13 protein-coding genes are annotated in these 14051 nt (G+C 41.9%); 10 read left to right on the forward strand and 3 right to left on the reverse strand.

The annotated features are described in order from the left end of the window. Positions 1 to 20: 20 nt before the first annotated feature. Complete coding sequence (locus PP175_RS12600) at positions 21 to 1265, forward strand: MFS transporter (protein WP_272443132.1); 1245 nt, start codon at positions 21 to 23, stop codon at positions 1263 to 1265. A gap of 108 nt (positions 1266 to 1373) precedes the next feature. Here the strand turns inward: PP175_RS12600 and PP175_RS12605 are convergent, their stop codons facing one another. Continuing rightward, complete coding sequence (locus PP175_RS12605; RefSeq protein ID WP_272443133.1) at positions 1374 to 1616, reverse strand: Rossmann-fold NAD(P)-binding domain-containing protein; 243 nt, start codon at positions 1614 to 1616, stop codon at positions 1374 to 1376. Positions 1617 to 1856: 240 nt separating this feature from the next. On the opposite strand from PP175_RS12605, the gene PP175_RS12610 reads away from it, so the two are divergent. From PP175_RS12610 to PP175_RS12650, 9 genes are all read left to right on the forward strand, one after another. Next, a complete protein-coding gene (locus PP175_RS12610; RefSeq protein ID WP_272443134.1) occupies positions 1857 to 3137 on the forward strand; it encodes a Rieske 2Fe-2S domain-containing protein in 1281 nt (426 codons plus the stop codon). 76 nt (positions 3138 to 3213) lie between these two features. After that, positions 3214 to 4308 carry a zinc-dependent alcohol dehydrogenase gene (locus tag PP175_RS12615; RefSeq protein ID WP_272443135.1) on the forward strand — a complete coding sequence of 365 codons (1095 nt, stop codon included), beginning with the start codon at positions 3214 to 3216 and terminating at the stop codon, positions 4306 to 4308. A gap of 132 nt (positions 4309 to 4440) precedes the next feature. After that, a complete protein-coding gene (locus PP175_RS12620; protein ID WP_272443136.1) occupies positions 4441 to 5841 on the forward strand; it encodes a hypothetical protein in 1401 nt (466 codons plus the stop codon). Positions 5842 to 5895: 54 nt separating this feature from the next. Then, the gene (locus tag PP175_RS12625) at positions 5896 to 6660 is read left to right on the forward strand and encodes an IclR family transcriptional regulator (protein WP_272443137.1); all 765 of its coding nucleotides are present in this window, start codon (positions 5896 to 5898) and stop codon (positions 6658 to 6660) included. Positions 6661 to 6889: 229 nt separating this feature from the next. Next, entirely contained in the window at positions 6890 to 8164 is a 1275-nt protein-coding gene (locus PP175_RS12630; protein ID WP_272443138.1) for a Rieske 2Fe-2S domain-containing protein, read from the forward strand. A gap of 38 nt (positions 8165 to 8202) precedes the next feature. Next, on the forward strand, positions 8203 to 8427 hold the full coding sequence (locus PP175_RS12635; protein WP_272438714.1) for a Rossmann-fold NAD(P)-binding domain-containing protein: 225 nt from the start codon (positions 8203 to 8205) through the stop codon (positions 8425 to 8427). A 198-nt stretch (positions 8428 to 8625) separates the two neighbouring features. Then, positions 8626 to 9642 (forward strand): Bug family tripartite tricarboxylate transporter substrate binding protein, encoded by a 1017-nt coding sequence (locus PP175_RS12640; RefSeq protein WP_272438715.1) that lies wholly within the window; start codon positions 8626 to 8628, stop codon positions 9640 to 9642. Between the two features lie 136 nt (positions 9643 to 9778). Beyond that, positions 9779 to 11290 (forward strand): tripartite tricarboxylate transporter permease, encoded by a 1512-nt coding sequence (locus PP175_RS12645; protein ID WP_272438716.1) that lies wholly within the window; start codon positions 9779 to 9781, stop codon positions 11288 to 11290. Further along, entirely contained in the window at positions 11277 to 11771 is a 495-nt protein-coding gene (locus PP175_RS12650; RefSeq protein WP_272438717.1) for a tripartite tricarboxylate transporter TctB family protein, read from the forward strand. The genes PP175_RS12645 and PP175_RS12650 overlap by 14 nt, the downstream gene beginning before the upstream one ends. Positions 11772 to 11921: 150 nt before the next feature. Here PP175_RS12650 and PP175_RS12655 read toward each other — a convergent pair whose 3' ends face one another. Continuing rightward, positions 11922 to 12914 carry a PhnD/SsuA/transferrin family substrate-binding protein gene (locus tag PP175_RS12655; RefSeq protein ID WP_272438718.1) on the reverse strand — a complete coding sequence of 331 codons (993 nt, stop codon included), beginning with the start codon at positions 12912 to 12914 and terminating at the stop codon, positions 11922 to 11924. 197 nt (positions 12915 to 13111) lie between these two features. Beyond that, positions 13112 to 14050, reverse strand: coding sequence for an amidohydrolase family protein (locus tag PP175_RS12660; protein ID WP_272443256.1), 939 nt, complete (start codon positions 14048 to 14050; stop codon positions 13112 to 13114). Position 14051 lies beyond the last annotated feature (1 nt).

Below are 14051 nucleotides of genomic sequence, written 5' to 3' on the forward strand. Positions count from 1 at the left end.
CCATCAGGAGGTTTTTATTTATGAAGACGGGGCTCAGGCCAGCTTTTTTAGCTTTATTTTTTGCATGGTTGGTATATTTATTGTCTTATGTAAGTAGAATGTCGTGGCCCCCGATTATACCTTTAGCTTCACATGACCTTGGAATAAATGCTACTCAGGCTGGAAGTTTCATGACCGCGTTCTATATTGGATATGTCCTGACTCAAATTCCAGGTGGATTTTTAACAGATCGTTATGGTTATCGAAAAGTATTACTAGGTTCATTGTTTATCATTGGCATATCCACTTTACTTACCTCGTTCACGGCTACTTTTACTTTAGGATTTCTAACTAGAGTTTTAGCCGGTGTGGGATCAGGGGCCATTTTCTCTGCTGGATTGCTAGCCATCACAGATTGGTTTCCTCAAAATAGACGTGGGCTAGCCAACGGTTTATTCATGACATCGACCTCTTTAGGTGTGTCTCTTGTAAATTTATATGTTCCAACTCTATCAAAAGGGTATGGCTGGCGTACTTCGTTTTTGGTGTCCGGACTGCTTCCTTTGTTAGGTTTCATCCTGGCATTTTTTCTACTAAAAGAACGTACACCTGTGACGCAACAGAGCACAGAGGCAAAAGATAATAAAAGTTATTGGCAGGATGTTATCTTATTATTTAAAAATAGAAACCTATTATTAACAGGGATTGCTGGGTTTGGTGGACAATGGGCTACACTGGGAATTGCAACATGGGCGAATGCGTATTTAAATAAATCGTTGCATCTTTCTCTTGTACAAGCAGGTTTATTCATGTCTTTCTTTGGGACAGCAGCTTTATTGTGCAAGCCAATCACAGGGATTTTATCTGACATTGTTAATCGTAAAACGCTGTCATTTTGGATTTTGTTATTGCTTGGCCCGATTTTACTTTGGTTTGGTGTGAACCAAAACATTTCCTATTTATATTTTTTACTTCCAATTATAGGTATTCTGGGCTATGCATTTTACCCTCCATTAAATACATTGATATGTGATTCAGTGGATAAAAAATTTGTAGGAACCGCTTCTGGTTTAGTTAATGCCATGTGGCAATTGGGTGCTCTCATAGCACCATTAGCTGTAGGCGCTGTCATTGACATGACACATAATTACTTTTTCGTTTTTGCAACTTTAGGTGCGGGTCCGGTATTAGGAGCTTTTGCTATCTTATTTGTTAAAGGTGGAAAGAGTCCCGTAGTACAAGACAAGGAGAAACAGGTCGCTTTTGTAGAGGCTACACAAACATAGAAACATTATTAAAAAAGTCACCGTCAGGTGGCTTTTTTCTTATTTGTACGAAAAAACGGTAACCAAAGCTTTGTGCTATGGTTACCGTTTTTAATATCAAGTAGTCTTTTACCACACTTGAGCGACTTGCGCTTGTTCTGCAGCCTCCCAAACGGTTAATACCTTAAATCCGTCTCTTTGTGCTTGTTCCCAGCATTCATCGCCAGGTCGCATGCCAATCATGACATCAATGCCATGATTTTTTAAAAATCTTGCCCGTTGTCGCGCTTCAACATCTTGATAACCAATTATGGCAACGCTTTTTCCCGTGTAGCATCTTAAAATCAATTCTTCGAAATCTCTATCGTTCATTCGGTTTTCCCCTCTTTCATCAAAATGAACCAGTACAGCCACTGTATACATCTTTGTTTGATTATATAGTGAAAATTGGCAGTATTTCAAATTAATGATTTTAATTTATCCTATATAAAATATAAATACGGTGAACAGTTTATTAATTTTTTGTATAGGTAGGATAAAAACTATCAATTTGAAAGCGTTCTATTTTTAAGTAACAATGTGAATATAATCATCAACAGGAGGGATTTGAACATGTTATCTTTTCAAGACAACCAAACTCTAACAAGGACAGATGCAGGCACGCCGATGGGAAAGACACTAAGACGCTATTGGATTCCGGCTCTCATGATTAGCGAACTTCCTTCACCGGATTGTCCACCTGTACGAGTCAAACTCTTAGGGGAGGAATTAATCGCCTTCCGTGATACGGATGGAAAAATTGGTTTAGTTGATGAATATTGCCCGCATCGAAAGGTATCTTTATTTTTTGGACGGAATGAACAGTGTGGTCTACGCTGTGCCTATCATGGATGGAAATTTGATGTGAATGGAAACTGTGTCGATTTGCCATCTGAACCACCGGAAAGTAATTTTAAACATAACATTCAAATTAAATCGTACCCTTGCGAAGAACGAGGTGGTGTGATTTGGACCTATATGGGGGAACCCGAGCAAAAACCTGAACTACCTGAGCAAGAGTGGATGTTAGTGTCCGATAGCCAACGGTATATTTCGAAAAAAATTCAAGAATGCAATTACTATCAAGCGCTGGAAGGAGGAATTGATTCCAGTCATGTATCGATCCTTCATTCAGGTTCAGTTGGCGGTATAGGAGTCTCTAAGAAAAGCAACAGTACGTCACTATTGGCTCAAGACGCTGCACCACGCTTTGAAGTAGTAGACACGGATTATGGACTATTAATTGGGGCCAGACGAAACGCTGACGAAGAAAATTTTTATTGGAGGATTACCCAGTTTATCATGCCATGGTATACCATGATCCCTCCTTTCGGTGGAGCTCCTCGTGGAGGCCATGCTTGGGTACCGATTGATGATGAGCATTGTTGGGTATGGAGCTGGAGTTGGACTCCGGGTCGTGATTTAACAAAAGAGGAAATTGAACAAATGGATTCTGGCGCAGGCATTCACTCACAAATAATTCCTGGCACTTTCCGAACAAAAGCGAACAAGGAGAATGATTTCCTCATTGATCGAGAAATGCAAAAAAGAGGGGACTCTTTTGCAGGGATTTATGGTCTCGGAATGGAGGATCATGCTGTTCAAGTGAGTGCGGGACCGATTGTGGATCGTTCACAAGAGAAATTAGGAACCAGCGACACTGCGATTATAAAGTCTCGCCGCTGCCTGCTAAACGCAGTAAAAACGTTAGAAAATGGCGAACTGTTACCTGGATTGGATCCAGAGAGCCATAAGGTTCGTGCTGCATCTGTCTTGCTTCCCAAGGGTGTACCTTTCCATGAAGGGGCAAAGGAAGCACTTAAACTAGCGGAAAAAGATTTTGAGGCTGTTTAATATTAATCTACTAAAATGAGGTCCGCCAAATTAGGGATAGGCGATTGTGATGGTACTTTATTGGAGGTTGACGGATATGCGTGAAAAAACATGGACTGCGGTTGCGACCAATGTCAAACTTACAGAAATTCAAGAGTTAAACTTGCCTCATGTGGAACCCGATGCAGGCATTCTAAAGGTAGAAATTGTCGGCGTTTGCGGTACAGATGTATCCTATTACCGGAGCTTAAAAGAGCCTATGATTTTAGGGCATCATGTAGTAGGACATATCTATAAAATCGGTGAACAGGCTTCAAAACGGTGGGGAGTCAAAGAGGGAGAACGTGTGGTCATGGAGGAATATATTCCTTGCGGTCAATGCGAATCATGCCGGTCCGGTTTTTATCGTTTGTGCCCTGACACCAATCCAAAGTTAGGCGGGATTCGGTATGGTGCTACACCGATGAGTGTAGATCCAGCACTCTTTGGTGGATTTAGTCAACATATGTATCTGCATCCGAATGCGGTGATCCACAAACTTCCCGAACATGTAGAAGCTGTTGAAGCGGCCTTGACTTTACCTTTATCGAACGGATTTGAATGGATGAGAATCATCGGTAATGTTGGACCTGGCGATGTAGTGGTGATCCAAGGGCCCGGTCAACAAGGACTTGCTTGTGCCTTAGCAGCTAAGGCAGCCGGAGCTGAAACCGTGATTGTTACTGGAAGAAGCAGCAGTCAAAAACGCTTAGAACTCGCTAGCAAATTAGGCGCTGATTATACCATTAATGTCAGTAAAGAAGATTTGGTCAAAAGGGTAGTTGAAATCACCAGTGGAAAAATGGCTGATTTGGTGATCGACGTAACGAGCGGGGGAACGGACCCTGTGATTTCATCTTTACAAGTGGCCAAAACGCGGGGGACGGTTTTATTGGGAGCGTTGAAACATCAGCTTTTCAATGACTTCGATCTCGATATCATTTACAATAAATCGTTGATCATCAAAGGGGTTCGTGGACATAGCTATGAATCCGTACAAATGGCGGTAGAGTTTGTCGCTTCCGGAAAGTTCCCACTTGCTATCATGAATTCCCATAATTATAAACTATCCGATACGGATTTAGCTCTCAGGACAGCTGGAGGAGAGGGAGAACCATCTCCGTTGTTGGTTACTGTTTCTCCGTGGTTGTAAGTTTATGGGGTTAGCGAGGATAGGATACGCCTCGGATAATGAAGATTAGCTTCTTTGCTTTCTGCCAAAGAGGCTTTTCTAATTCTTGTTTGGTTAGTCACAGGAAAACCTGCAGGAAAGGAAAATAGCAGAATGAAAACAAAACACTTCTTCTTCCTGTACTCGAAATCTATTGTTTTTACTCTTGCGGTCATGCTATTTATGGTTGATCAGGTAATTAAATGTAATTATTTGGACATTTCCCTTGCGCTGATTTCGATGCTCGCTATCGTGATTTCTCTTTCGTCATGTCATTTTTTTAGTCGAGTGATCTCGATTGTATTTCTAGGTTTAGGGACTTGGATGGTTTGGAAGAAAGGAATTGATTTTCTTTCTTATGTGAAGCTTAACGGGGACATGCTCTACTTGCTTTCTCTGTTTGCTGTTGTTCCTTTATTATCGATACCGATCCAGGTCGGAGGATACCGAGAGGCATTTGAACGGTTATTTGATGGAAGGGTTAAATCCGTTTCTCAATTGTACCGGGTAGTCACAGCCTTGTCTTATTTTCTTGGTACTTTTTTGAACATGGCTACCATTCCACTCGTTCACTCAAGTGTCAAATCAGTTGTGAAAGCATGGCCCATTAGAAATCACAAACGTTTTTTAGCCAGTGGCATCATTCAAGGGTATTCGTTGCCTATTATTTGGACTCCTTTTTCCGGTATTGTCGGGGTTGTTCTTCATGTAACCCATGTACGATGGGTACACATTTTCCCTATTCTTCTAGCCATTAGTTTAGCCACAATGGTCTTTAATTGGATCATTTTCAGTGTGATAGAAGGTAACAAACAACTGAAGATTACCCATAACGAAACAGCCGCTGCTAGTTCACCTGCATCGGTTGAAGAAGACTCATCCATTCGTTCCATGTTGCTTCAAATTATTGCTGCGATTGTCTTGCTCCTCGTTTTGGTGGTAAGTATCGATAGCGTTTCAACCTTGGGCTTAGTCGTCATTGTTACCCTATTTACCGTTCCCTTTTCTTGGATTTGGTGTTTGCTCCTCAAAAAAAGCCCAGCTTTCTGGGCCGAGGTTAAGAACCATTTTAAGCATAAAATGCCTGAGATGAGTGAGTCGTTTGCTGTTTTTTTAACTGCAGGTTTCTTTGTGGAGGCCCTTCGCTATTCAGGAAATGACCATTTGGTTAATCAACTATTTATTGAATTGCATGATATAGTCGGGATTCACATTTTTGTTTTTCTTCTTCCATTTATTGTTTTATTTTTATCTTTTGTTGGCCTACATCCGATTGTTGTTGTGAATTTGTTAGCCCAATCTCTGACAACTGATGTTGTAGGCATTTCGACGGACCAAATGGCGGTTGCTTTCCTAGGTGGTGCCGTTATGACGTTTTTCATGGGGCCTTTTAGCGGTACGCTGGGGTTGATGTCATCGATGATTCAGGTAGCCCCCTTGCGAATTGCTAGTTGGAGTGTAGTCTATGTGATCGCCTTTTCTCTGATTTTGACAGCTGCCATCTTATTGCTTTAGAATCTCAGGTCAAATAACTAGCTAAAAATCAACCTTAATAAGAGGGTGAAGAATATGGCAAGGCAGCAGGAAGTTTTGTCGTCCGTATACAATGCCATCCGAATATTGAAAACGTTTTCCTCAACTGAAACGGAACTCGGGATTAGCGAGTTGAGTGTACGATTAGGCTTAGCCAAAAGTACCGTGTATCGTCTAATGAAAACGTTAACTGAAACCCGTTTGGTTAGACAAAATGAGGATACTCAGAAATATCAGCTAGGGATTGGTGCCTTTGAATTGGGGTTCACGGCCTATCACTCAATGCAACTACACCGGATTTCTATACCCTATTTAGAAAAATTAATGGAATCGGTGAGAAAAGTAGTCCGATTAGGTGTTTATGACAATGGGGGAATTGTGTATTTAAGTAAACATACTCCTGATTCTGATCAGGCCACGATTTCAAAGATCGGCGACCGGACACCAAGTTATTGCTCAGCGGTTGGCAAACTTCTATTAGCTTATCAGGATGATAGTGAAATCGACAATGTCATTGGGGAAGGACTCTATCCTTATACAGCTAAAACAATTACGAATGAGGAGCATTTTAAACAGCAGATTGATGAAATTCGCAGGGTTGGTTATGCCGTAACGATGGAAGAACTGAGGATTGGAATTTGTTCCGTCGCGATACCGGTATACAATGATATGGGAAAAGTGATGGCCGCGATCAGTGTTACGGGTCAGAAGGCTCATTTTTACCCTAATCAAATTCAACAGTATGTAAAAGAAATGAAAATGTACAGCCGGTTGATAACCGAAAGGCTCAATATGGATTAAGGTTCTCCTGAACAAAACCAGATGAATACAAGATGGCACCTGAAACATTCAAATGTAAAATGTAATCATTTGAACCCTTCTTCGAGACGGCAGGGTAGCGAATGCAAAAAAGAAAAGTACTGCTAGCTGTGCCGTATAGAGGAACCCTGTTGTTTGAAAGTAATTAGCAGAAATTATAATGAGATTACAAAGGGTCAACACTCGAATGAAATAGAAGGGGCGATGTTTCATGTTAAAACAAAAAGATAATCAACGCTTATGTCTAACGGGTCAAGGTACCCCAATGGGAAAAGTATTTCGAAGATTTTGGATACCGGCTTTGCTTGCAGAGGAGCTGCCAGAAGTCAACTGCCCTCCGGTAAAAGTAAAACTATTGGGGGAAGACTTAGTTGCCTTTCGGGATTCAGAAGGAAAAGTAGGTTTAGTGGATGCTTACTGTCCTCATCGACGTGCACATCTTTTTTGGGGACGCAATGAGGAATGTGGATTAAGGTGTGTTTATCACGGATGGAAGTTTGACCATGAAGGAAACTGCATGGATATGCCGAACGAGCCAGAAGACAGCCATTTCAAAGATAAAGTGAAAATTCAGTCTTACCCGACGTGGGAAAAGGCAGGCATTGTGTGGACCTATATGGGACCAAAGGATGAGCAGCCAAGCTTTCCAGATTACGAATGGCTAAGAGCGCCAGATACTCATCTTCAAGTTTCCAAAACCTTCGAGGCATGTAATTGGCTGCAAGCGTTAGAGGGTGGAATCGATACTTCCCACTCATCATTTGCACACAACAACAATATCCAGGATAAGAAATCCCTCAGGTCTCGCTCTACGAATCCAAAGCTAGAAGTGGATAAAACAGATTACGGATTTAGATACGTGGGAATCCGTGATTTGAAGGAAGATGGAAATTATATCAGGGCCTATCAATTCATCATGCCAAACCAGCAAATGCGTGGGCAAATGATAAAATGGCATGATGGAAGCAGGGAGAATTATCCAACAATCAGAGGGCATATTTGGGTGCCAATTGATGATGCGAGCGTATGGGTTTGGAATTTTAAATATACGACGGAACGCGACATTCCGCTAGATCCTGATTTTGCCCTGCAGGAAGAGATCAACTTTGGAAGGGGTCCTGAGGATATGTTACCGGGATACCGCTTAAAGAGAAATGCATCGAACGATTATTTGATCGATCGTGAGCTGCAGAGAACCAAAACATTTACTGGTATTACCGGCATTAACACCCAGGACTATGCGCTTCAAGAAACCATGGAGAAACCTTTCGTTGATCGAACCAAAGAAAAGCTAGGAACTGCAGATCTGGCGATTATCGCTGCGAGACAACTTTTGCTAGAAGCGACTAGGGACGTCGAAGAAGGAAGAGCTCCTCGTGGAGTAAATCCAGAAACGTATCGTGACGTGCGGGCATGTGACCGCTTCCTGCCCAAAGAAGTGGATTGGCGGGAAGGATTAAAAGGAGATATGAAGGCTGTTTTTTAGAGTTAAGAGTGTAGGTGATAGAAGGGAGCTTCTCTTTTATGGATGTTCAAATTCCCCAGTATTTGAGAGATAAAAAGATAGCGATTTTGGGATACAATGCGAATGGCGAAACCTTTGCTCGATTGCTCAGAGACAATGATATCGAAGTTGTCATAGGGCTGCGTAAGGTTGATGAAGTATGGTCGAGGGCCGAGCACGATGGCTTTCGCGTGTTAACATTATGGGATGCGGTCCAAGCAGCCGACATTATACAAGTCTGGTAAGATGAAATTTTGCCGGCTTCCGATGAAGGCGCTCGTTGGGTGACTAGATTTCAAAGAAAGCTTTCTTAAGTGTTTACTTTCGTGTGCCGTATAAAGGAACCGTGTATTTTTCTGGAACCAAATTATGTATAAAATGAAGGTACTTTCACACTATCACTTCTGTAAGCGGATTCTTTTTTAGAATGAGGGAGGAAACCTATGAAAAACATACGAAGAAAACAAGGTTTACTAAAAATTGTTTGCGCTGCGCTTGGCATTACCACAATCCTTTCAGGCTGCAGCGCAGCAAAGACTTCGAATTCGGCCAAAGGATCATCTGACCAATATCCTAAGCAGACCATCACATTTGTCGTTCCGTATTCGCCAGGCGGTGATTTTGATACAACGGCAAGAATCTTAGTTCCCTTTCTATCCGAATACTTACCGAATAAACCCTCCGTTATCGTAAAAAATGTACCTGGCGGAAATAGTGTGGTAGGAACAGAGAATATCCTTCATGCAAAACCTGATGGATATACTATCGGTTACTTTACTTTACCAGGTATTGCGCTTGGTCCACTAATCGGAAATGGAGATTATGACTTAACCAAAGTAGAATGGATCGGGCAAGTCTTTAACCTTCCTTATGTTGCGGCCGCTTCAAAAACGGCTAACATCAAAGATATTAAAAGTTTGAAGGCATTACCAAAATTGCGTGTGGGTACAACAGGTATAACCACGTCAGCGGGTCTGGGTTCCTTCATTGCGAGTAAAGAATTAAACATTCATCCAACCTTTGTTCCAAGTGGTGGTAGTTCCGAAAGCGTCATGGCCGCATCCCAAGGGTCCGTTGATTTTGTTCAATTCCCTTATCCTGCTATGCGTCAACAAATTGAGGCAGGATTAATCAAACCCGTATGGACTTATTCTAAAGAAAGATTAAAGAACCTTCCGAATGTCCCAACGATCGGCGAATTGGGATATCCGCAGTTGTCTGGTCTGGTTAACTTGGTGGGGGCTGTTGGCACAACCCCGGGTGTCTCCAAAGAACATTTACAAATCCTTCGCGATGCCTTAAAAAAGGCGATGGAGGATCCAAAGTTTTTAGACAAAATGAATAAACAGTACCATTCTCCTCAATATCTTAACGCAGACGATACGTTGAAGGAAGTTAAGGACGATATCGAATCTTTGAAAAAATATGCAGATCCGATTAAGAATAGCATCAAAAATTAAATGTCTACAAGGTATAAACAAAATAACAGACTGTCATGATTGAATAACCACAGTCTGTTATTCTTTTTAAAATATTTTTATCATTGAAACGATGTTAATGATACCAAACTTATTCAAGGGAGGGATATAAGAGGTTATGGGACATCTCGTTTTGCCTGCTCTTCAATCGTTTTTCACTTGGCCAGCCCCTTTGTTTTTGCTAGTTGGGGTCCTGGTCGGCATTTTGTTTGGCATCCTGCCAGGCCTTGGCGGTCCTCAAGTCTTAGCTTTATTAACACCTTTAACCTATAAAATGGACCCCGCTTCAGCGATTGTGATGTTAATAGGGGCGATGAGTGCGATTCCTTTGTCAGGATCTCTAGCAGCTATTTTACTTAACCTACCTGGCCATGCTCCAAGTGTAGCGTCTACGTTTGATGGATATCCTCTGACCCTCAAGGGAAAAGGTGGGTATGCCGTAGGTGCTTCCGCTTGTAGTGCCTTATTGTCAGCTATTTTTGGTGCGATTGTTTTGACGTTGATTTTGCCCTTTGGAGAAAAGGTCGTCTTGGCTTTTTCCTATCCTGAGTTTTTTATGATGGCCCTTGCTGGTTTGAGCATGATTACCGTCATTTCTAGACGTGGATCCATTTTAAAGGGATTGATCGCCGCCGTCATGGGGCTAATGATTTCGTTTTTTGGATATGATCCCATTACGGGGATGACACGATTTACGTTTGGAAGTATGTATTTATACAATGGAATTGAGATTGTTCCGACATTAATTGGCCTCTTTGCCGTTAGCGAAGGCATAGAAATGATGCATAAGAAGGGCAGTGTGGCTGATCAGTCCCATGTATCTTCGCGATTAACCGGTGTAGTCGATGGGATGAAGTCTGTGTTTCAAAACTTTGGCGTGTTTATTCGCAGTAGTGCCATTGGAACATTCATGGGCATGATTCCGGGTGTAGGTGGAGCGATTACAACGATTGTTGCTTATGGGCAGGCCGTCCAGACAAGTAAACACCCTGAGCGATATGGAAAAGGCGAAATTGCCGGCGTTATTGCTCCGGAAGCGGCGAATAATTCAAAGGACGCCAGCGGATTTATCCCCTCGCTCATTTTTGGTATCCCGAGTCATGTGGAAATGGCTGTATTACTAGGTTCTTTAACGATATTAGGGATCGAACCAGGACCAAAGCTAATTGAAACAGATCCTGGAAAGATATTAATGGTTATCTATGCTTTAGTTGCAGGTAATTTAATTACAGCGATTGTCGCCTTATTGATTGGCGGGTATCTTACAAAATTAGCACTAGTTTCTAAACAAGTATTAGCTCCTATTATATTGGCCATTTCCATTATTGGCGCCTATGCGTTAAAAGGGGAGATGGGGGATGTCTATGTAGCATTAGCCTTTGGTATCCTTGGCTATTTGTTGAATCGTTTCGGCTTTCCGAAGATTAATATTGTCATCCCTTTAATGGTTGGCAAATTGATGGAAACATCCTTCCATCAAACCCTACTAGCGATGGGGTGGAAGGGTTTCGTAACGCGACCCATCTCGATAGTCATATTAGTCATTGTAATCGCCGTCATCTTTATCACATTACGTAAAAACAGGACGGTTAAAATGGGAATGGTGGGTGATGTAAGTGAAAGCACCTAGGTCGATTGATCGTATCCTATTTGATGGATTTTTGTTCCTTATCTTTCTGACACTCACTATACTTGCAATTCAGTTTCAACCCTTGGCACGTGAATTGCCCCTTCCCATCGCCCTGATTGGAGTTGTATTTACGTTCAGTCTTTTATTATTGGATGTCTTTCCAAACCTTCAATCAAAAGTGAACAAAGGGGTAAAACAGCAAGAGCAGGGACCGGAGCAAGAGAGTATGATACAGGACCAAGTGACACACCAAAAGACGGCAGAAACAGAATGGAAAAATATCCTTCGCATTGTATTATGGCTGATTGTATTTGTTGTAGCTGTTGAATGGACCAATTACAAAATTGCAACTGCATTGTTTGTGTTTCTCGTGTCTTGGATTGAAGGTCGCACAGCCATCCGAAAATCAATCGTCCTTTCTATTGGTACAACGGTATTTTTCTACCTTTTATTTGATCTTTGTCTTGCTGTTACATTCTAGTTACTCTATGAAAATAAAAATCGTCTGTGTAGGTGGTATGTTTATGGCAAGCATCTATCTCCAAGTAGGCGATTTTTTCTTGCACAGATTAGCCCATACCAAACAAAACAGAGGGGGGCTCTGCTAGGGGCCACCCTCTACTCACAATGTTTATACCGTATATTCCTCAAGCGTCGATTTCACAAATAACTCTTCGATATCCAGCTTTCTTTTTATCATTCCCTGTTCATAAGAATAACTAACCGCTGCTTCCAATGTAGTACGGTTCTTATCTAAACCATAAGGCCAAAAATCTTCCCCCATGAGTTCCTTTGTATTTTGCCATTCAGAGATTAACCATGGTAGGGTGACTTTTAATGCAGCAGTTTGCTTGAATCCATCATACACCTTCTGTTTAGCCGCGACAAAAGCCTGATATAAATTGGCGGCTACCCATGGATGTTTCTCTAAGATTTCGTCCTTAATGGCGACCACGTGCATGATCGGGAATATACCGGTTCGAGTGTAATAGTCCTTTTCTACCGAAACAAAATCCGGGAACAATCGTTGAACATTGGGTGATCCATTTAAAAAGCAGGATGGTGCACGTGGCGCAATGATCGCATCAATCATGCCATCCTCCAGCATTTGATTTAAGGTTTGGTCGTCATTGATGGATCGAATCTGAATATCCGATGGTAAATCTAGTTTCACCTTCTCTATTCTTCCTGGTGTTTCTTCTCCCCCCATAAACCATTCGATATCCGTTGGGCTTACTCCGTAATCGTGATGAAGAATACCGCGAATCCATAAACAGGCTGTCAGTTGATATTCAGGGATACCCACACGCTTTCCGCGTAAATCTTGTGGTTCTTTAATTCCTGAATGTCTATTAATATAGATACCGGAGTGGCGGAAGGCGCGAGACATAAAAACAGGGATGGCTGTCAATTTCGGATAACCACGATCTTTTGCAATTAAATAAGATGACAAGGATAATTCAGATACATCAAATTCCTGATGACGCATCATACGCCAAAAAGTTTCTTCTACAGGCAAGTTGAGCCAATTTAGATCAATTCCCTTTGGCTCTGTGGTTCCATCGGTAAGAGCACGAATTCGATCGTAATCCCAACAGGCAAATGATAACGGTAATTTTGACAAGAGAACGCCTTCTTTCTATATTTAATATACTTGATTGATCTGATAATAGAATTATGACATTGAGAAATAGAAGGGTGGTAACCACGTTCCTGTATACGGAATGATAGGACTTGATTTTTTCCGGAAAATGATGATAGGCATAGATGGTGTACAAAAAGCCGGCATTTCTACTGAAATGCCGGCTTTTGCATGCTGTTTTATTTTGCTAATAGAGATTGTACGCCAAGAACACTTAAAGCAACGGGAGGGAATGCGCATAAATCAAACGGGTAATCCGAACCTGGAACCACACGATCTTCACCGACCAAGGTGGTTAAATATTGTAACGTATCAGGATTCCACAACACAGTATCAAACCAGAATCGACGGAGATATTCGATCGGAGGAGCCTGCAATGCTCCGGATACGGATTGCCATTTCTCATAGCCTTTGTCCAAACGTCCGATCTGATAGGGAAGGAAACCACCGCCGTGAGCAAGTAAAATTTTCACATACGGATATCGATCCAATAGCCCGCTGAGCAAAAGATCGGTGGCACAGACTGTTGTTTCCCATGGTACGCCGATTAAGTTTGGCATCATACGTTGCTTCAATCGTGGGTCTTCAGATAAAAGTGGGTGAATGAACACGATGGCACGCTGCGTATTGGCTTCTTCCCAAAAAGGAATAAAACATTCGTTCGTTAACAACTTTCCTGATAAGCCAGGTCCGATGATGGCCCCTTTTAATCCATCATTCATCGCGGAACGTAAATCTTCAGCAGCTTGAACAGGATCTTGCAGGCAAACGGTGGCCAATGCTGATATGTGTTCGGGATGTTGGCGGCTCCAATCGGCTAAAGACTGATTATACACATGAACCATTTCACTCGTGATGCCAGAAGAAAACTCATACATAAACAATTGCGGGATCGGTGAAATGAGTGAATGTTCTACACCTGCTTGGGCTTGTTCTTTTAAATATTTGATAGGGTTTACAAAAGACTCCTTCAATTCAAAACCCCATTTGCCATTAATCGTTAAAAATTCGTTCTGTTTGGGTGATTTTCGCTCCCACGTGGCATCAATGGTTTTTTGATGATCTCGAATCCAAGTTAAAAGTTCTGGGGGGATAAAATGGGTGTGCATATCGTACATC

The organism is Aneurinibacillus sp. Ricciae_BoGa-3 (assembly GCF_028421645.1).
Lineage (GTDB): Bacteria > Bacillota > Bacilli > Aneurinibacillales > Aneurinibacillaceae > Aneurinibacillus_B.

Coding starts and splice junctions, on each gene's coding strand:
- PP175_RS12600 (WP_272443132.1), top strand. CDS start 21: ATGAAGACGGGGCTCAGGCCAGCTTTTTTAGCTTTATTTTTTGCATGG.
- PP175_RS12605 (WP_272443133.1), bottom strand. CDS start 1,616: ATGAACGATAGAGATTTCGAAGAATTGATTTTAAGATGCTACACGGGA.
- PP175_RS12610 (WP_272443134.1), top strand. CDS start 1,857: ATGTTATCTTTTCAAGACAACCAAACTCTAACAAGGACAGATGCAGGC.
- PP175_RS12615 (WP_272443135.1), top strand. CDS start 3,214: ATGCGTGAAAAAACATGGACTGCGGTTGCGACCAATGTCAAACTTACA.
- PP175_RS12620 (WP_272443136.1), top strand. CDS start 4,441: ATGAAAACAAAACACTTCTTCTTCCTGTACTCGAAATCTATTGTTTTT.
- PP175_RS12625 (WP_272443137.1), top strand. CDS start 5,896: ATGGCAAGGCAGCAGGAAGTTTTGTCGTCCGTATACAATGCCATCCGA.
- PP175_RS12630 (WP_272443138.1), top strand. CDS start 6,890: ATGTTAAAACAAAAAGATAATCAACGCTTATGTCTAACGGGTCAAGGT.
- PP175_RS12635 (WP_272438714.1), top strand. CDS start 8,203: ATGGATGTTCAAATTCCCCAGTATTTGAGAGATAAAAAGATAGCGATT.
- PP175_RS12640 (WP_272438715.1), top strand. CDS start 8,626: ATGAAAAACATACGAAGAAAACAAGGTTTACTAAAAATTGTTTGCGCT.
- PP175_RS12645 (WP_272438716.1), top strand. CDS start 9,779: ATGGGACATCTCGTTTTGCCTGCTCTTCAATCGTTTTTCACTTGGCCA.
- PP175_RS12660 (WP_272443256.1), bottom strand. CDS start 14,050: ATGTACGATATGCACACCCATTTTATCCCCCCAGAACTTTTAACTTGG.